General features: G+C 46.5%; 18 protein-coding genes and 1 other RNA gene. 14 read left to right on the top strand and 5 right to left on the bottom strand.

The genetic code is table 11. From position 1 onward, the window contains the following. Positions 1-36 precede the first annotated feature (36 nt). Positions 37-231: non-coding RNA, 6S RNA (ssrS, locus tag MHI21_RS09610), on the top strand. A gap of 210 nt (positions 232-441) precedes the next feature. Beyond that, positions 442-834: a DUF1499 domain-containing protein gene (locus MHI21_RS09615; protein WP_013309718.1), complete on the top strand. Its 393-nt coding sequence runs from the start codon at positions 442-444 to the stop codon at positions 832-834. Between the two features lie 92 nt (positions 835-926). Here MHI21_RS09615 and tpx read toward each other — a convergent pair whose 3' ends face one another. Next, on the bottom strand, positions 927-1,445 hold the full coding sequence (tpx, locus tag MHI21_RS09620; protein WP_023988020.1) for a thiol peroxidase: 519 nt from the start codon (positions 1,443-1,445) through the stop codon (positions 927-929). Between the two features lie 119 nt (positions 1,446-1,564). Here tpx and MHI21_RS09625 point away from each other — a divergent pair, with 119 nt between their 5' ends. Both MHI21_RS09625 and MHI21_RS09630 read left to right on the top strand, forming a co-directional pair. Then, positions 1,565-2,188, top strand: a complete 624-nt coding sequence (locus MHI21_RS09625) for a rhomboid family intramembrane serine protease (RefSeq protein WP_061828599.1) — start codon at positions 1,565-1,567, stop codon at positions 2,186-2,188. Positions 2,189-2,286: 98 nt separating this feature from the next. Further along, entirely contained in the window at positions 2,287-3,225 is a 939-nt protein-coding gene (locus MHI21_RS09630; protein WP_039270004.1) for a LysR family transcriptional regulator, read from the top strand. A gap of 90 nt (positions 3,226-3,315) precedes the next feature. Here MHI21_RS09630 and MHI21_RS09635 read toward each other — a convergent pair whose 3' ends face one another. Both MHI21_RS09635 and MHI21_RS09640 read right to left on the bottom strand, forming a co-directional pair. Next, the gene (locus MHI21_RS09635; protein WP_023988023.1) at positions 3,316-3,987 is read right to left on the bottom strand and encodes a zinc metallopeptidase; all 672 of its coding nucleotides are present in this window, start codon (positions 3,985-3,987) and stop codon (positions 3,316-3,318) included. 39 nt (positions 3,988-4,026) lie between these two features. Then, complete coding sequence (locus tag MHI21_RS09640; RefSeq protein WP_023988024.1) at positions 4,027-4,458, bottom strand: MerR family transcriptional regulator; 432 nt, start codon at positions 4,456-4,458, stop codon at positions 4,027-4,029. Between the two features lie 294 nt (positions 4,459-4,752). Here MHI21_RS09640 and MHI21_RS09645 point away from each other — a divergent pair, with 294 nt between their 5' ends. The 4 genes from MHI21_RS09645 to MHI21_RS09660 all read left to right on the top strand — a co-directional run bounded on the left by MHI21_RS09645 (position 4,753) and on the right by MHI21_RS09660 (position 8,868). Then, positions 4,753-6,156: an ammonium transporter gene (locus tag MHI21_RS09645; protein ID WP_039270006.1), complete on the top strand. Its 1,404-nt coding sequence runs from the start codon at positions 4,753-4,755 to the stop codon at positions 6,154-6,156. Between the two features lie 48 nt (positions 6,157-6,204). After that, entirely contained in the window at positions 6,205-7,287 is a 1,083-nt protein-coding gene (locus MHI21_RS09650; protein WP_342419910.1) for a DUF294 nucleotidyltransferase-like domain-containing protein, read from the top strand. After that, a complete protein-coding gene (locus MHI21_RS09655; RefSeq protein ID WP_341161790.1) occupies positions 7,284-8,021 on the top strand; it encodes an exonuclease domain-containing protein in 738 nt (245 codons plus the stop codon). The genes MHI21_RS09650 and MHI21_RS09655 overlap by 4 nt, the downstream gene beginning before the upstream one ends. 160 nt (positions 8,022-8,181) lie before the next feature. After that, positions 8,182-8,868, top strand: coding sequence for a TlpA disulfide reductase family protein (locus MHI21_RS09660; RefSeq protein ID WP_342419911.1), 687 nt, complete (start codon positions 8,182-8,184; stop codon positions 8,866-8,868). Here MHI21_RS09660 and cimA read toward each other — a convergent pair. Next, positions 8,865-10,481 (bottom strand): citramalate synthase, encoded by a 1,617-nt coding sequence (gene cimA, locus MHI21_RS09665; protein ID WP_342419912.1) that lies wholly within the window; start codon positions 10,479-10,481, stop codon positions 8,865-8,867. The two genes, MHI21_RS09660 and cimA, sit on opposite strands and share 4 nt — an antisense overlap. A 293-nt stretch (positions 10,482-10,774) precedes the next feature. On the opposite strand from cimA, the gene MHI21_RS09670 reads away from it, so the two are divergent. The 3 genes from MHI21_RS09670 (at position 10,775) to MHI21_RS09680 (ending at position 14,150) form a co-directional block, all read left to right on the top strand. Then, positions 10,775-12,055 (top strand): DNA polymerase IV, encoded by a 1,281-nt coding sequence (locus tag MHI21_RS09670; RefSeq protein WP_209947956.1) that lies wholly within the window; start codon positions 10,775-10,777, stop codon positions 12,053-12,055. A 161-nt stretch (positions 12,056-12,216) separates the two neighbouring features. Continuing rightward, complete coding sequence (locus MHI21_RS09675) at positions 12,217-12,459, top strand: ferredoxin (RefSeq protein ID WP_013309730.1); 243 nt, start codon at positions 12,217-12,219, stop codon at positions 12,457-12,459. Positions 12,460-12,725: 266 nt separating this feature from the next. Continuing rightward, positions 12,726-14,150 (top strand): L,D-transpeptidase, encoded by a 1,425-nt coding sequence (locus MHI21_RS09680; protein WP_342419913.1) that lies wholly within the window; start codon positions 12,726-12,728, stop codon positions 14,148-14,150. Positions 14,151-14,177: 27 nt separating this feature from the next. On the opposite strand, the gene MHI21_RS09685 is transcribed toward MHI21_RS09680, so the two are convergent. Then, on the bottom strand, positions 14,178-14,324 hold the full coding sequence (locus MHI21_RS09685) for a hypothetical protein (RefSeq protein ID WP_023988033.1): 147 nt from the start codon (positions 14,322-14,324) through the stop codon (positions 14,178-14,180). A gap of 218 nt (positions 14,325-14,542) precedes the next feature. Here MHI21_RS09685 and MHI21_RS09690 point away from each other — a divergent pair, with 218 nt between their 5' ends. From MHI21_RS09690 to MHI21_RS09700, 3 genes are read left to right on the top strand one after another with little or no spacing between them, the layout of a single operon-like run. Then, positions 14,543-15,637 carry a quinone-dependent dihydroorotate dehydrogenase gene (locus tag MHI21_RS09690; protein WP_342419914.1) on the top strand — a complete coding sequence of 365 codons (1,095 nt, stop codon included), beginning with the start codon at positions 14,543-14,545 and terminating at the stop codon, positions 15,635-15,637. Between the two features lie 34 nt (positions 15,638-15,671). Then, on the top strand, positions 15,672-16,484 hold the full coding sequence (locus MHI21_RS09695; protein WP_023988035.1) for a GTP pyrophosphokinase family protein: 813 nt from the start codon (positions 15,672-15,674) through the stop codon (positions 16,482-16,484). Continuing rightward, a complete protein-coding gene (locus tag MHI21_RS09700; protein ID WP_342419915.1) occupies positions 16,485-17,054 on the top strand; it encodes a DUF309 domain-containing protein in 570 nt (189 codons plus the stop codon). It begins immediately after the preceding gene. Positions 17,055-17,080 lie beyond the last annotated feature (26 nt).

A 17,080-nucleotide genomic window follows, 5' to 3' on the forward strand; every position in this document is an offset into this window, starting at 1 on the left:
CATTTACTTTCTGAGTGAGAAGCGCTATAATAAGGTCACATCCTGCGATGCACGTTACGGTCATTTGTTGTTTTGAACCAATGACAATGTCTAGGGAGATCTATACGGATGAATAGCTGAAAAGCCCTGTCAATTCCTGACAAGGGGACTTCAAAAGTTTATTCTGCGGTCACCCACCTGCTAAAGCAGGTTCAGAAGACGCTATGGTCGGACGGCATCGGCGGGTACTCCAAAGATAATGAATACACTCTGTTCATGCTTCGTGCAGAAACAGGGTGTTTTTTGTATGCAACAATGTTAAACTAAGACATGAGGTACTAAGGTCGCATACCACAGGTATGGTCGGTTAATTTTTTGTTGTTTAACGTTTTTATAAAGCGCTTGCAGCAAAAAACCGATGTGCTGCATTATGGCAACGATTATCGTGAAGGAGGAAATGTCTTGTCGTTGAAGAGGACTCTGGTAGGGATTGTGCGCAGCCAAGAAGGTACAAGCGACCGGGTCAAGGACCCCCAAATGAAGACACGCTATTATAACTTATCGAGAGACAAGGCTTGGGAAGAAGTATCATCTATTTTGAAAAAAATTCCTGGCTACAAGGTACTCCATGAGGTAGCATCCGTAGGTGAGATTACGTTAGAGAAGCGAACGGCGTTCGGTAGAACCGTCGACATTACCGTTTCCATATTGTCCGTCTCGCCAGTTCGGAGTGCGGTGGATATTTATTCTGCTTCACGCGGATCGCTAGGGGACTTGGGCGCGAATTACCGCATCATTTTGCAACTGTTCGCTGTGATTGACAAGAAGCTGTCCGCTCATAAGGTCGTGCAGTAATTGTAGATGCGTGAGCAGTGATGTGGCAGACAAACGTCAAAAAAAAGCGAGGAAGGCAACCCTTCACTCGCTTTTTTAATATTCAGTCTGATTTAGACGAGTTTTTTCACTGCTGCAATCGCTTGGTCATAGTCAGGATGTTCGGACATTTCGCTCAAGTATTCTACGTAAGCGATTTTGTCATTTTGATCAATTACAAAAATAGCTCTATGATCCAAATGGAATTCCTTGATGAACACACCATAAGCTTCGCCGAAGGAATGATCCTTATAGTCGGACAGTGTCAATACGCGGTCGATACCGGCAGCACCGCACCAACGAGCTTGAGCGAAAGGCAGATCGACGCTGACAGTTAGCACCACGACTTGATCCCCAAGGGAATCAGCTTCTTGGTTAAAACGTCGAGTCTGTGCGTCACACACGCCTGTATCCAAAGAAGGAACAACACTGATCAATTTGACTTTGCCCGCAAAGTCTTGGAGCGTAGCTGCTTCTAGCAGGTTTTTCTGTAATTTGAAATCAGGTGCCTGGTCTCCAACCTTCAGTTCAGGTCCTAAGAGTGTCAAAGGATTGCCTTTAAAAGTAGCAGCTCCTGTACGTTCTTGTGCCATATGTAATAGCCTCCTTGGTTTTTAGCATTGGTTATCGTTGCCGAAATCTATTATAATCTTTTATAAAAGACATTGTCCAATTTGAATAAGGTGGAGACACCCATGAAGGAAGGATTGCCTTGATTTTTTTACGTTATGAGAACTGGAAAAGTTATTTGCGGTTTTACCCAGTGACCTGTCTGATTTTGCTCATTAATATTGTGATGTTTATTGTACTCACCGTACAGGGTGGATCGGAAAATAGTTTGACGCTGATCCGATATGGAGCTTTGATTAATGAAGCGCCATTCACTGATCAGCTGTGGCGATATGTATCAGCCATGTTTTTACATGCAGGGTTTGATCATCTTCTGTTCAATTCCTTCGCCATACTAGTATTCGCTCCTCCGCTAGAGCGTTTGCTGGGGTCCTTCCGATATGTGTTATTGTATCTGGTCACGGGCATTGTAGGGAACATACTGTCCATCGCGCATTACAACATGATGGCGGAAACGACAGTCTCTGTAGGAGCCTCAGGAGCGATTTATGGCATCTATGGAGCATTCCTATACGTTGCCCTGTTCCAGCGGTCACTGATGGATGACGCCTCGCGCAAAACGCTGTACACGCTGCTTGGGTTTGGTATCCTGTTTTCTTTCGCTGTAGCGAACATTAACTGGACGGCTCACTTCGGGGGATTACTCAGTGGGTTTTTCCTTTATGGATTAATGATCAGATTGACTGGCCAACGCAAACGTCACTAAAGACAGTTTTACCGTAAGTTAGCAGGGTAAGAAAGAGGATGATGTTCGATTGACGTCTTCTTCCGGATGTTGAAAAACAGATTGGAGCGAATATCGGAGTGGAATTACGACAGTTGCAATACTTCATGAAGGTAGCGCAAAAAGAACATGTCACTCAGGCAGCCGAGGAGCTACATGTGGCGCAATCTGCGGTAAGTCGGCAAATTCATCAGCTTGAAGAGGAGCTGGGAGTTAATCTTTTTATGCAAAAGGGTCGCAATTTGCAGCTAACGCCAGTGGGACAGCTATTTTGCAAACGGGTTGAGACGATTATAAAAGATCTAGAGCGAGCTGTTTTGGAGGTTCATGAGTTTTTGGACCCTGAGGGGGGCGAAATCCGCATCGGTTTTCCGCACAGTTTGGGGATTCATCTTATTCCTACGGTGGTGGCTGAATTCCGAAAGCGGTATCCCAATGTTAAATTCAGATTTAAACAGGGGATGTACCCGAGTTTAATTCGTGATGTGTTAGCGGGTGAGGTGGATTTGGCTTTTGTATCTCCTTTTCCGGATCGTCATGATCATGTAGAGGGGGATGTGGTGCTGACCGAGGAGTTGTTTGCTGTTCTCCCGCCCAATCATCCTTTAGCCACGGCCAAACACATCACGCTGAGTCAGCTTAAAGGAGAAAAATTCATCCTGTTCAGAGATGGATATTCGTTACGCCCGATTGTCTGGCAGGCTTGTCTGGAGGCAGGATTTACGCCAGATATTGCTTTTGAAGGTGAAGAGACAGATACGATTCGCGGATTAGTTGCGGCTGGTATGGGAGTCAGTCTTTTGCCTGAAATGGCGTTGTTTCAGACCAACCCGCTTCAACCTGCAAGAGTGTCAATTGTTGATCCAGAGGTCACGCGAACTATAGGCTTGATTCATCGCAAAGATGACAAGCTACCATTAGTTGCAAAGTCATTCCGGACTTTTTTGTTGCAATATTTTGGTCTTAAAGGTAGTGTTGCTACTCCGAATGGAAGTGCAAAAGCGGATTTAGGGCAGTGAGTATAGCTGGTTGGTTTTAGATAAAGAAAAAAAGGTTGTTCCTCTACCGTTAACTTGGTGGAGGAACAACCTTTTTTGCAACACAAGCAATTAATCCCGGCTGTTAAAGATACCGATTAAGCGAATTAGTTCCAGCAAGGAAACGAGAGCTGCAGCCACATAAGTTAATGCAGCAGCATTTAATACTTTGGCGATACCCCGTTCTTCATCACTACGGATAAACCCTTCGGAAACCATGATTTCCCGGGCGCGGTTGGAAGCATTAAATTCAACCGGTAATGTAATTAATTGAAAAGCAACAGTAGCCGAGAAAAAGATAATACCCAAGCCAATCAGGTTCGTGTAGCTGAATAAAAAACCGGCAATCAGCAGAAATGGTGCAATCCCGGAAGCGAAGTTTACGATCGGAAAGATCCGATGACGGAGTGCTAGCATGGGATAATGCTCTTTATGCTGAATGGCATGACCGACCTCGTGACAAGCTACGGCAACTGCGGAAATGGATTTTTCATAATAAACGGGCTCGGACAGCCGTACGACTCTTTGCATCGGATCATAATGGTCAGATAACGCACCAGGTACTGGTTCAATAGGTACATCATGCAAACCATTGCGATCCAGCATATGCCGAGCTGCATCATAACCGGTCAACCCATTTTCATTTGGGACATCAGACCATTTATTAAAAGTACCTTTTACACGGAATTGCGCCCATAAGGATAATCCGAACGCAAGAATAATCAATATATACATACCCATCATAAAGCAACCCTCCATTATTGTTCATCATAGCCCGGGCGTCTACATCATAGAACTATGCTCCAGCAGATACTTCAGAGCTTCGATACAAGCGGCGCTTTGTGGTAGTAGACCAGTAAGCAACTTGCGCGCTTGAACGGGCTTGAGCTGCCCCAAAAGAGGCTGTAGTTCATTGACTTCACGTTCTAGACGCTGCATGTGCATCTCTAGACTCGTTAGTTTGTCAGTGACGTGCTCTTCCCCCGCGACCGAGTTCCATTTAATCAGTGTCTGTCTGATTTCCTCAAGGCTATACTTCTCTTGTTTCATTTGGTTAATACGTTCAAGCCTGTTTAAGGTTTCATCATTATAAAGCCGATAATTTTTCAATGATCGTTCTTCAGGTGTGATCAAACCAAGCTTTGTGTAATAATCAATAGTTCGTTCACTGACACCAGCCGCCTTGGCTAGCTCACCAATTCGATACAGCTTCATATCCCCATCTGTCTTCACCTCGCGCTCTTCGTTCGACCTTCAATATTAGCATTTGCAAACGGAGTGTATATAAAGAATATTTTACATGATTCCCAACCATACAGTCAAACGTCATGCTTTTTTTGGACTGAAACAAGCTACTTTTATAGTTAGTAAATGTGACATGAAGTGTTTGGGACCATATTTTTTTAACATAATAAAAAAAATCTTGTCAACTTTCATGTATTCTGATTATAATGACAATAAGAATTTCACGAAATGTAAAGAAACTTAACATTCGAGGGAGTGGGCTTCATGAGAAAAAAGTGGTTAGTTGTATTATTGGCCATGCTGACAGTATTAGCTTTTCCGGTAGGTGCGTTTGCTGCTGACGGTCCGACAAATATTCAACTTCAAGCCGGGCTAAACACGGCCTTTACGTTCTTGGCATTTATACTTGTATTTTTTATGCAAGCGGGATTTGCATTGCTGGAGGCAGGCTCGACACGAATGAAGAATGCGGGCCATGTCGCTGGTAAAACGATTCTCACCACAGGTGTTGCGGCTTTGTCCTTCTGGGCACTTGGATTTGGATTCGGATTTGGTAATGATGGCGGCAACGGATTTATGGGACTGACGGGTTTCTTCATGAGTGGTACGAATGCTGCTGCATCGTTTGATGCTCTTTCAGGTCTGGATGTTCCGATTACAATTATGTTTTTGTTCCACTTTGCTTTCGCTGCGGTATCACTTTCTATCGCATGTGGGGGAATGGCAGAGCGTGCAAAATTAAGTGTATACATTATCTTCGGAATTTTGTTCTCTATCGTGATCTATCCGGTTGTAGCTCACTGGGTGTGGGGCGGCGGATGGCTTGGTAAGTTAGGCATGCAGGATTATGCCGGTTCGACGGTAGTCCATTTGACAGGCGCTACGGCGGCACTCGTCGCTACACTGCTGCTCAAACCGCGTCTGGGCAAGTTCAATAAAGATGGCAAGCCGAACATTATCCCTGGTCATAATCAGGTGTACTCTATCTTGGGTGTTATTATTCTCTGGTTTGGTTGGTTTGGGTTTAACCCAGGTAGTGCTGTATCGGCTATGAACGACGGATTTTTTGGATATGTGGCTTTGACTACCAATATTGCTGCTGCGGCAGGTGGAGTTTTCGCTTTGCTCGTATCCTGGATGGTATATGGAAAAGCAGATATTCCTGCTATGCTAAACGGTGTGCTGGCGGCTTTGGTTGCTATTACTGGTTCTTGTGCCTTTGTAGCCCCTTGGGCGGCACTGGTCATTGGTGCAGTTGCAGGGATCGTCACTTTCTTCACAGCGCAATGGTTCGAGCGTGCAAGAGTAGATGACCCGGTATATGCTTTCTCCGTGCATGGTGTTGCAGGGATGTGGGGCGCAGTGTCCACAGGGTTCTTCGCTACTCCTGAGCTTGTAAAAATAACAGGTGTAGGTCAAGCGGGTCTGTTCTATGGTGGTGGATTTACCCAATTAGGAGTACAGCTGCTTGGACTGATTGGCACCTTGGCTTTCGTGTTCGTCATTTCCTTCATTATTCTGGGTGCGATGAAAGCGATTATGGGTATCCGCGTTACGGAAGAGGAAGAAACGATGGGACTGGATATCAGTGAACACGGTACGTACGGCTATCCTGAGCAAATGAAGTTGGTTGCCGAGGCTGAAAAGCGTTCTGGAATTGTGAACTAATATGTAAAATATAAAGAACCAGTATGGATGAGCGGAGGAGATGGAAGTATGGAACTGCAAAATATGGCCTCTTGGGTGAGTTCCGCTGAAGCGATGGATCAAGCAGATACGCCTGAATCGCTAAGGCAGGCCAGGGTCGACTCTCAAAAATGGCTGCTGGCTTCCCAAGCCTCCGCTCCGTTATCAGACTGGTTACGAACGGCGAATGAAATGCATGACCGCATCGCGGCCAGAGCTGTACAAATGTGTGAAAAAGGGATGGTTGAGGATGGCTTCGGCCCTCCTCCCGTCCCTTATGCATTTATAGCCTTCGGAAGCATGGGGCGCTCGGAATCGACGCTGTGGAGTGACCAGGATAACGGTATGATTATCAGTGACACAATATCTGCTGATAAAGAATTGTATTTTAGAGAGTTTGGTCACAGAGTGTCTGCGATGTTAGAGTATTTGGGATATCCCAAATGTGAGGGGAAAGTAATGTGCTCGGAGCCGTTGTGGCGCCAAACATTGTCTGGATGGCAAGAACAGCTAACGAAATGGTCGGACGATTTTGCTTGGGAGCCGATCCGTTATCTGATTATCTCGTCTGATATGAGGCATATCGCTGGAGATGAGCAATTATCTGCAAACTGGAAACGAAGTTTTTATGAGATGTTCCGAAAACATCCTGATTTACCCTCGGCGGTACTTCGGAACACAGTGAGGCATAAAGCGACACTTAATATTTTAGGTCAGATTGTTACCGAGCGCTTCGGTGAGCATGCGGGCGATTTTGATGTGAAATACGGGTTGTACATTCCGCTGGTGAACGCAGTCCGTTTTTTGGCGTTGCAACATGGTGTAGAGGAAACCTCCACCCTCAAAAGGCTCAGTCGTCTCGCATCATTGGAAGCGGCGCCGTTGCCTTTACTCGACGCTTGCGAGCGTGCCTTTCGGATTGCGCTTCAGCTACGAATGGCTACGCCAGTGAAGGAGAATGATGGATTGCTGGTCAGCAATGGCTACCTGGCTGTAAAGCCGCTCAAACAAAGTAAAGGCTGGCATGAGTTGCGCGAGGCGCTTTCGACAGTACGACGGCTGCATCGTGCGTTGCAAAGGCAGTTGCGATTTATGGAAGGGAGAAGGTCATGAAGGAACCAGCGCAGGGAAGTGGCTTCTGGAGCGCTCTCCGCAGAGGAGGAGTGCCGTCTGCGATCGCATCTGTAATGGGGGCTCCTACGGCTCAGCAGATGGCGTTTATTCGCTCCTTAACCCGGGAGCAACGGCGCTCTGAAGTATTGCGGACCCCGCTGGATCGTTTGGAGACGGTAGTTTTTGATCTGGAGACAACGGGATTTTCAGCACAGCATGGAGATGAGATTTTATCGTTCGGGGCGATTCGGGTTGTCGGGGACATGATTATGGAAAAAGAGCAGTTTTATACGCTTGTTAATCCACGGACTGTGATTCCTGAGCATATTACCGAGCTAACTGGGATTACCCGGGAAATGACGGATGATGCTCCACCGCTTATGAACGGACTGCACGACTTTATGTCCTTTGTAGGTGGGCGAGTACTTGTGGCACATGCTAGCGCTCATGACAAGGCCTTTTTGAATGCTGCGTTATGGAAAACATCTAAAGTTCAATTGACTCACCGTGTTCTGGATACGATGATGCTTGCCAAATGGCTTGAGCCACAGCAACATCAAACCTACAGTTTGGATGAATTGTTGACCCATCAATCCATTCCGATTGAAGGACGGCACCATGCGTTAGAGGATGCGAAAATGACGGCTAAGCTGTGGGTTGCTTATGTTCAGGAAATGTTGAAGCGTAATGTGACCAATTTGGCAGATGTCTACGCGCATTTAAGTCATGCCTGATTCAGTACAAGGCATAGCATAAAACAGCAAGTTCGCGATTTCGTGGGTTTGCTGTTTTTTTTTGCGTCCTGTTCAGATTTAGAAGGTTAGAGGTGGGAACAGTATGGGCATCCTATGGAGAAGGTAAGGGTTATTTAGACGAAAGACAGGTGATAAGACTGTGAAAAGATTTCTTTTCATCAGAGCGATGGTTATGCTGGTTGTGGTTGGGGCTTCGTGGGGAGTTATTGAAAACACAACTTATGCAGCAAACCTGTCCATGGAAAATGCACCATTAAAAGAGGAATACGGTAGAGAAGGACTTGAAGCTGAGAAAGAGGTAGAGGCTGAAACACATGCGGTAGAGGTAATGAAAAAGATAAAGCCTGGTCAACGGCTTCCTTCTATGATTTTAAAGGGGTTAAACGGCAAGACCTACGATGTAGGGGCCACGCGCAATAAAGCTCTGGTCATTAGCTTTTGGGCTTCGTGGTGCGACCCGTGCCGATTAGAAGCGCCTATGCTGAATGAGTTGTATAGTAAGTACAAAGATGATGTGGATGTGTATGGTATCAATGTAACTCGCTATGATCGATTGGAGGATGTACAGAAGTTTTCCCGCTCTTTAGAACTCCGATTTCCCATTTTACTTGATGAGCAAGGAGCATTGTTTGAACGGTTTGGAGGAGTGGCTTTTCCAACTCATGTAATGGTTGATCATCATGGACAGGTCCGCGAAATCATAATCGGCATGCTCAGTGAGCAGGAGTTGGAACGCAAAATAGAAACTCTTGAAAAAAAGAAGGTGTCTTTGGGAGCCGAGTTGACCCCAAAGACACCTTCTAAGCTCATGCGAGCACCTGATTAGTGATTAACTAATCCATGATGAGTAAGCTCTGTCTGATCGTTTTTCGGAGTCGGTGCTTCCAATAATGCGTAACGGAAGCTGTCCAAGAGAGCTTCCCAGCTGGCTTCAATTACATTTTCGGATACGCCTACGTTACTCCAGACGTCCTCGTAATTTTTAGACTCAATGAGCACACGTACCTTGGCGGCAGTGGCATCCTTTTCGTCAAGCACACGTACCTTGTAGTCAGCCAAATGCATGTCCCGCAAGGCAGGGAAATATTGAGAAAGAGCCTTGCGGAGTGCGTTATCGAGCGCGTTGACAGGACCGTTGCCTTCAGCTGCGGTATAGACACTCGTCCCTGCGACATTCAGTTTCAAAAATGCCTCGGATACGACCGGGCGGCCGGCAGTTTTCTCTACCAGCACTTTGAAGGATTCAAAAGAGAACATTTCCTTCACTTCACCACCTGCTTCACGAATGAGCAGTTCCAACGAAGCATCCGCGCCTTCAAACTGGTACCCCTGATGCTCCAGTTCCTTGATGCGGCTAATTACGCCACGTGCCTCATCACTAGATGGGTCAAGGGTGATGCCCAGCTCTTGCGCTTTGGATACCACGTTGCTTTGCCCGGCCAGTTCGGAGACCAAGACCCGTTGCTTGTTCCCTACGAGTTCAGGAGCGATGTGCTCATAAGTTCGCGAGTCGCGCAGAATGGCTGACACGTGGATGCCCCCCTTATGGGCAAAAGCTGCATTGCCTACATAAGGCTGGTTCACAGGCATATTGACGTTGGCGACTTCGCTCACAAAGCGAGCTGTATTGTGGAGTTGATTTAACTTCTCAGTATCTAGACAGTCGTAGCCCAGTTTGAGCTGCAAATTAGGAATGACGGAGCACAGGTTAGCGTTACCACACCGTTCACCGTAGCCGTTGATGGTACCCTGAACCTGCCTTGCGCCTGCTTGTACAGCACTTAGAGAGTTCGCTACTGCCAATTCGCAGTCATTGTGTGTATGAATACCCAACTGCGACCTCGTTATCTGGCTTTGCAGCATAGTGACAATTTCCTGAATCTCATGCGGTAGGGTACCGCCGTTTGTATCGCACATCACGAGCCAATCCGCGCCTGCTTCTTCTGCTTTTTTCATAACGGCCATTGCATACTCGGGATTGTTTTTATATCCGTCAAAAAAATGTTCGGCATCAAAAATAACCTCCATGCCCCCTTGCTTTAAAAAGGCGATGGAGTCGTAAATCATAGACAGATTTTCCTCCAGTGTCGTCTGTAGGGCGGTGTGTACATGGAAATCCCATGATTTACCCACAAGTGTAGCAGCCTGAGCGCCGGATTCCAGAATTCGTCGTAGATTGACATCCTGTGCTGCGATGCTATCTTTGCGGCGCGTGCTGCCGAAGGCGACAATCTTTGCCTGAAGGCCTAGCTCTTGTACCCGTTTGAAAAATTCGATATCCTTGCTGTTGCTTCCGGGAATCCCGCCTTCAATATAATGAACACCGAGATCATCGAGTTTTTTGGCGATTTTCAATTTGTCATCAGCAGACAAGCTAATTCCTTCTCCTTGAGTGCCGTCTCGCAGCGTTGTGTCAAAGATAGAAATAGCGGTGGACATGAGGGACTCCTCCTTTGCGGATTGCTCAGATTGGTGATGCTCTGCTTTTTTAAGCACATTAATTTAGTTGTTTAACGCTTAAAAACAGGAAAGCGTTAGTTTGTCGTGTTCGTATGTTAGTCGATTATATCAACTTATGACTTCAATTGTAATATATAATTATCATTTTTAGCCGCAAAACCTTTATTTTTTATGTAAAATAGAAATAGCATTTAAGGGTATTTCAAGTATAAAATCAAAACACATATTCCCGCGATGACGGGTGAATTTACAGTTAAAAAGAAGGGTTGAGCATGAAAGATGTCAGTGCTTATTATCCGGCTGGTGGACGAGTTATTCTGCATGTGGATATGAATGCATTTTATTGTTCCGTTCATGCAGCGGAGGAGCCGGAGAAATATAAGGGACTGCCTACCGCGGTGGCAGGCAGTAGTGAGCTGCGCAAAGGTGTAATTGTAACCTGCTCTTATGAAGCTCGACGATTGGGCATTTCAACAGGGATGGTCGTTCAGCAGGCTCGTCGGATCTGTCCGCAGCTCATCGTAATACAGCCTGATTTTCACTTGTATCGTCGTTATTCCAAGGCATTTATGAGTATTGCCTATTCATATACGCCTATGCTGGAAGCAACTTCAATTGATGAGTGCTATCTGGATATTTCTGGCTCCAAACAGTTTGGAACACCTATGGAAATTGCTGAGGAAATCCAGCGCAGAGTAGAGGACGAACTGGGTCTGCCCTGTTCAATTGGAGTTGCTCCCAACAAGTTGCTGGCCAAAATGGCCTCTGATCTGAAAAAACCACGCGGGATATCTATTCTACGTTTGCGTGATGTACCCAACATTTTGTGGAACCTTCCTTGTGGTCAATTGTTTGGTGTGGGCCGCAAAACGGCAGATAAGCTTCTACAAATGAACATTCGCACCATTGGACAACTAGCTAAGGCTGATGAGCATATGCTGGTTGGCGTATTTGGTGTGACGGGTTCGTGGTTAAAATTGGCCGCTAATGGGATTAACCATTCTCCAGTCAGCACTGAACGGGAGCCAAACAAGTCCATTGGTCACACGACTACCCTGCCTATGGATGTGGTAAAGCTGGCAGAAGCCCAACGGGTACTTCTTAACATTAGTGATCAGGTAGCCCGGCGGCTTCGACGACACGGTATGCTGGCAGGAGGTATACAATTGACGATTCGGACGCCGGATATGAAGACCTTTACGCGTTCTCAAGTCAGGAGCACTCCTACGGAAAGTGCAGAGGACATATATAAGGAAGCTTGTGCGTTGTATCGTCGCCATTGGGGAGAAGATAAGCCTGTGCGCTTGCTGGGGATTACGCTACAGCAGCTCATTCCAAAGGAGGAAGCGGCCGTTCAAATGGATCTATTTGAATACCAGGATCAGCCTAAGAAGGAAAGCTTATTGAAGACGATGGATGCACTGCGCGATAAGTTTGGTGAAAATGCAATTTTGACCGCTGGGATGCTGGGAGATGATCCTTCAGTACTTCTTCGCAACTCCAAGTTGCGCGGAACTTCGCTGCAAAAAGACAATCTACCAACTCCGGAGTGAAACTTTTGGGTAGATTATTGCAAGCATCACAAGCTACGTTATAAGTGTTTTTTGCATGAAGGATAAAGGAAAATAATTTGTAATAATATTGGGTTTGTATTAATATGTGAATAGAATGCAAAAGCTGGTTTGTTTGACTGTATAGGAGGAAGAGAAAAGTTATGGCTAAATACACTTGGGTAGAAAAAGATACATGCATTGCTTGCGGAGCGTGTGGCGCTACAGCACCAGACATTTATGATTATGATGATGAAGGTTTGGCAGAAGTGATCTTTGAAGGGGATGCAAACCAAGGCATCAAGGCGATCTCAGAAGATTTGTTTGATGATATGCAGGATGCTTGTGACGGTTGCCCTACAGATTCCATCAAAGTAGCAGACGAGCCGTTCAATAAAGAAGGTTAAGCGTAGGCTTCTTCGATAGGCACAGCACTGACAGCTCTCTTCGCCGTATAACGGTGAAAGTAAGCTGTTGGTGCTGTTTTTTTAGATTATAGAATGGTTCAGCGGAGCTGAGCCATTTTATAATCGCAAGAAAAACTTCTGCCAAGCGCGGTCTGGCTTCCGTGAGAGTACGTCGATAGACGTTTTTTTATGTGCTGTCCATCGAGTCTATTTTTGCCGATATACATAATAGGAAGTATGCAAGATTACACGATCAGGAGGATCCGATGAACCATTCGCCTCATCTTAAATCGTATGTAAAAAAACACCCTGATAATAAAATGGCCTGGTATTTACTCGGCAAAGAGTATGAGAGCAGCGGTCAGGAGGGCAAAGCAAATTATTGCTTTAATCGTGCAGGAGAAGTGTTCGAAGCCTTCGAGCATAAACAGATTCCGGCAGACGTATGGATGGAATATCAGGATAAACTGGTTCAAATGTCCAAGGAGAAGGAGCGAAGAACGGCTCGAACACGCCACCTGTTAACTGCGTTAATGGTACTACTGCTCATATGGGTTCCTTCAGCCAATTCACCGAGACCTTCAAATGAAAATGCATCTGTTCCATCTGGAACTGAGCAGGCAGCAATTGATAATATTGAAGTTACTAAAGTGGCCACTGCTGATCCGAAGGAGATGGTCCAGATCGGTGTGGTTGGTGGTGTGTTTACGGCTCAAGCTCGAAAAGGGAGTGGAGCTGGAACGGGGCTTACTGATTTGTTGGCTAAGACTAGCCGACTGCCGTCCAAGACTACGGTGTTGGGTATGGAGCAAGGGGGCTCATGGCTGCTCTGGAGAGAGGGTATGAAGCCCTTACTTAGTGTACAGAACAAAGGAAACGGTGGATTAGCTGTTCAGTCTTACGACGCCGCTGCGTGTGCTTGCAAGCCGTCAGACAGTGAAAATCTTCGCAAAGCAGGTCTAAAATGGGCTGCTGGACAGGAGGAATTAGCTGTGTTGAATAGCTCCATGCGTGCTTTTCGCTCACAGCATCAACGTCTTCCCCAGAGTCTTGATGAACTGACTCGAGACTTTCCCGCTAACACGATGTACGGTACGACAGACGAGATGAAGAAGGCTTTTACACCTATGCGTAATTTACTTGCTTCACCAGGACAGGGAACAGGGAAGGCAGTAGATTTAGACGCTGACTCGTCGGCCGAAAGTAGTCCATTACTGGCATCGTCATTGCACGGACGACCTTTTCTGGGGCAAACGCTGCGAATTGTGGTGGACAAATCCAAGCACAGGCTCGCACTGGTGAGTGGGAATGTACTTATTCGAAATTATCCTATCGGTTTGGGCGGAGAGAAAACACCAGAAGGGAAGTTTGTGATTACCGATAAAGTAGTAAATCCGAACGGTAAATCCAACGGTGAGTTTGGTAGTCGTGGAATGCAACTGTCTGCAACGAATTATGCCATTCATGGCACGAACGAGCCGGACAGCATTGGCAAAAATGAGTCGTTGGGTTGCGTCCGAATGGGTAAAGAGGATGTGGAGGAATTGTTTGCACTCGTACCTTCGGGTACGGAGGTGGTCATTGGTAACGGGGGATTGCCTGATCAAGTGCTGGTGCCTGGTTCTCGATTTACAAGTGAGCCGCAGCATGACCAGACGAATCCCCGCAAAACCTATCACTGGTTAAATTAACGTTATGATGCTATTGCTACTTGGTGTTTAACGATTTCCTGCTTGTGCTAAAACAATGACCAGAATAATCACAATGATGAGGAGAACAAAGCTGACGGCGGTCCATACAATCGCTTTCTTGTTCACCTCATCCTTTTTCTTTTGCAGACTGGGCGGCTTGCGCTTGGTCTTCATATCAGCAATCCCTCTTTTCTAACGGGCTAAGGTCTTGTCTTACTATGTCCATTGTAAATGGTTTGATTATACATTTTCAATGACATCTCCATGACAACTGAATTGTTCTGATACTACACCTCGCAAATTACTTTCTTTTTGGTATGGAAAAAGCTAAACTATTTTGTAGAGATGTTTTTTTAGGATTGTGCAAGGGCATAGAACGGAGTGGATGAATCGTGTTGTATCGAAGGATTGCGAAACCTGTTTTTTTTAAAATGAGTCCAGAGACGGCCCATCATGTAGTCATTGACGGCTTAAAACATGCGGGTTCACTCCCTGGTGGAGCAGCGACACTGCGAGGGATGTACGGAGTCAAGGAAACGGAGGATCTTGCCGTTGATCTGTTTGGCATTCATTTTCCCAACCCGATTGGACTGGCTGCAGGACTGGATAAAAATGCAGAAGCGGTTACTGGTTTTTCTTCCATCGGGTTTGGATTTATGGAAGTGGGAACGGTGACACCTGTGGGACAGCCCGGCAATGATCGGCCCCGGTTGTTCCGACTGCCTCCCGATGAGGCGTTAGTCAATCGGATGGGCTTTAACAATCTGGGTGCTGAGAGCATGGCCAAACGTCTGGCTGCACTCAGACATCGACCTGTTCCGGTCGCAGTTAATATCGGCAAAAATAAAATCACGCCCAATGAGGATGCTCATAAGGACTATGAAAAGTGTATTTCCGCACTGTATCCGTATGCGGACTTCTTTGTGGTGAATATTAGCTCGCCGAATACGCCGGATTTACGAAAGCTCCAGCATGGTAATGAACTGAAGTCGCTATTGGAAGCGGTTCGGGCAGAGATGGGAGTTCAGGCGAAAAAGTATGGCAATGCCAAGTCTGTACTGGTTAAAATTGCGCCAGATGTATCGGATGAGGAATTGGAATATATGACAGATGCGATTGCTGCCAGTGGAGTAGACGGCATTATTGCGACCAATACAACAATATCCAGAGCTGGTCTGACGCACCGAAATGCGAGTGAAACAGGAGGGCTGAGTGGTAAGCCGCTGCGTGACCGTTCCACAGAGGTCATCGGACGGGTGTACCGCCAGACGGAAGGTAAGCTGCCTATTATCGGATCAGGCGGCATCTTCACGAGTCGTGATGCCTATGACAAAATTAAAGCAGGCGCAAGCCTGATTGAAATTTATACAGCATTGATCTACGAAGGGCCGGAAGTAAATAGGGCTATACATGCTGGCCTGCGTGAGCTGCTTCGAAAGGATGGCTTTAGACACATTACCGAGGCTGTTGGTGCAGATCACAGATAAAAAAGTGTTGTCGGAAGAGACAGGAGGTACGGGGATGGACGGAAGAGACTGGGGAACATTTTTACTGCCATACGATCAGGCGGTGGAAGAGCTTAAGGTCAAGTTCAAAACAATGCGTGCGGAGCTGAAAAAGCGCGAGGAATACGCTCCTATCGAATTCGTAACCGGACGGGTTAAAAAAATATCAAGCATCCTCGATAAGGCAAAGAGATTACAGGTTCCTTCTGATCAACTGGAGACGGGAATCGAGGATATTGCAGGCATTCGCATTATGTGTCAATTTGTAGAGGATATTCGGCGGGTGGCCGAATATATCAGAAGACGTAAGGATTTGACCGTACTGTATGAAAAGGACTATATCACCAATTATAAAGACAGCGGCTATCGCAGCTTTCATATGATTGTGGAGTATCCAGTTCAAACAGCAGTGGGGCTGAAAATTGTGCTGGCAGAAATTCAAATCCGTACTTTGGCTATGAATTTTTGGGCAACCATAGAGCATTCTCTTAGCTATAAGTATCGTGAAAGCTTGCCTGATAATATGCGCACACGATTGAAAAAGGCAGCTGAGGCAGCCTTTGTATTGGATAATGAGATGTCTTCTATGCGTCTTGAAATATTGGAAGCGCAGAAAAAGTTCGAGGATGAAGCCAATATTGTTTCTAAAGTGCTAACAGGTATGCACCGGCTGTATTTCTACCATAAGATCAGTGAAACGATTGATGCGCAGCGCAGATTTAATGAACTGTGGGAACGGCACGACATGGAAGGAATCAAGCTGCTTCACGATGAGGTCAAAGAGATGTTAGAAGCCTCTACCAAGGAAGAAGACAGGGATGAGTATTAAATGGCAAACCTTTCCTACGAACCGCTGTACGTGACTTATTTGGTATACTTCAATCGGGATCGGGATTACTTTGAATGTCATGAGGTACTGGAAGAGCTGTGGCTTAAGCTGGACCGTGACCCTGTATATAAAGGTTTGCTGCAAGTTGCTGTAGGACTGTATCATTTCCGGAATGGTAACTATCGTGGTGGACATATGATGCTGAATAGTGCGGTCCACAGGCTGGAGCATGCTCCTTCGCAGGCGCTGGGCATTAATATGGCGAAGCTGGTGGACGAGGCGCGCGTTTGCGCCCGTCAGCTTGCTGAAGCAGTTATGACCGGTACGGAAGAGCTTCAGCACCAACCGCCGGTTTATCGGGATTTGACGATAGAAATCGTCGAGCCCGGGCTGCGCAGGGCCGTGGAGAAGGCATCGTCGTCCATTCCAGTCAACATCCCGCAGCAGAGAGGTCCTCGGCGTGGGGAAAAACATGAGCAGCGTCAGCAGGCGCTGGCAGCTTCAATTAGGCGAAGACAGGCAGCTGGCGGCTCAGGCTCTGTCTCGGCGGAAACGAAGGATACGCCTTGAGTTTGAAGCGCATGATAAGCAAGCAG

The sequence above is a fragment of the Paenibacillus sp. FSL H8-0168 genome, assembly GCF_038592955.1.
Taxonomy (GTDB): Bacteria; Bacillota; Bacilli; order Paenibacillales; family Paenibacillaceae; genus Paenibacillus; species Paenibacillus polymyxa_B.

Coding starts and splice junctions, on each gene's coding strand:
- tpx (WP_023988020.1), bottom strand. CDS start 1,445: ATGGCACAAGAACGTACAGGAGCTGCTACTTTTAAAGGCAATCCTTTG.
- MHI21_RS09635 (WP_023988023.1), bottom strand. CDS start 3,987: ATGATGGGTATGTATATATTGATTATTCTTGCGTTCGGATTATCCTTA.
- MHI21_RS09640 (WP_023988024.1), bottom strand. CDS start 4,458: ATGAAGCTGTATCGAATTGGTGAGCTAGCCAAGGCGGCTGGTGTCAGT.
- MHI21_RS09645 (WP_039270006.1), top strand. CDS start 4,753: ATGAGAAAAAAGTGGTTAGTTGTATTATTGGCCATGCTGACAGTATTA.
- MHI21_RS09650 (WP_342419910.1), top strand. CDS start 6,205: ATGGAACTGCAAAATATGGCCTCTTGGGTGAGTTCCGCTGAAGCGATG.
- MHI21_RS09655 (WP_341161790.1), top strand. CDS start 7,284: ATGAAGGAACCAGCGCAGGGAAGTGGCTTCTGGAGCGCTCTCCGCAGA.
- cimA (WP_342419912.1), bottom strand. CDS start 10,481: ATGTCCACCGCTATTTCTATCTTTGACACAACGCTGCGAGACGGCACT.
- MHI21_RS09670 (WP_209947956.1), top strand. CDS start 10,775: ATGAAAGATGTCAGTGCTTATTATCCGGCTGGTGGACGAGTTATTCTG.
- MHI21_RS09675 (WP_013309730.1), top strand. CDS start 12,217: ATGGCTAAATACACTTGGGTAGAAAAAGATACATGCATTGCTTGCGGA.
- MHI21_RS09680 (WP_342419913.1), top strand. CDS start 12,726: ATGAACCATTCGCCTCATCTTAAATCGTATGTAAAAAAACACCCTGAT.
- MHI21_RS09685 (WP_023988033.1), bottom strand. CDS start 14,324: ATGAAGACCAAGCGCAAGCCGCCCAGTCTGCAAAAGAAAAAGGATGAG.
- MHI21_RS09695 (WP_023988035.1), top strand. CDS start 15,672: ATGGACGGAAGAGACTGGGGAACATTTTTACTGCCATACGATCAGGCG.
- MHI21_RS09700 (WP_342419915.1), top strand. CDS start 16,485: ATGGCAAACCTTTCCTACGAACCGCTGTACGTGACTTATTTGGTATAC.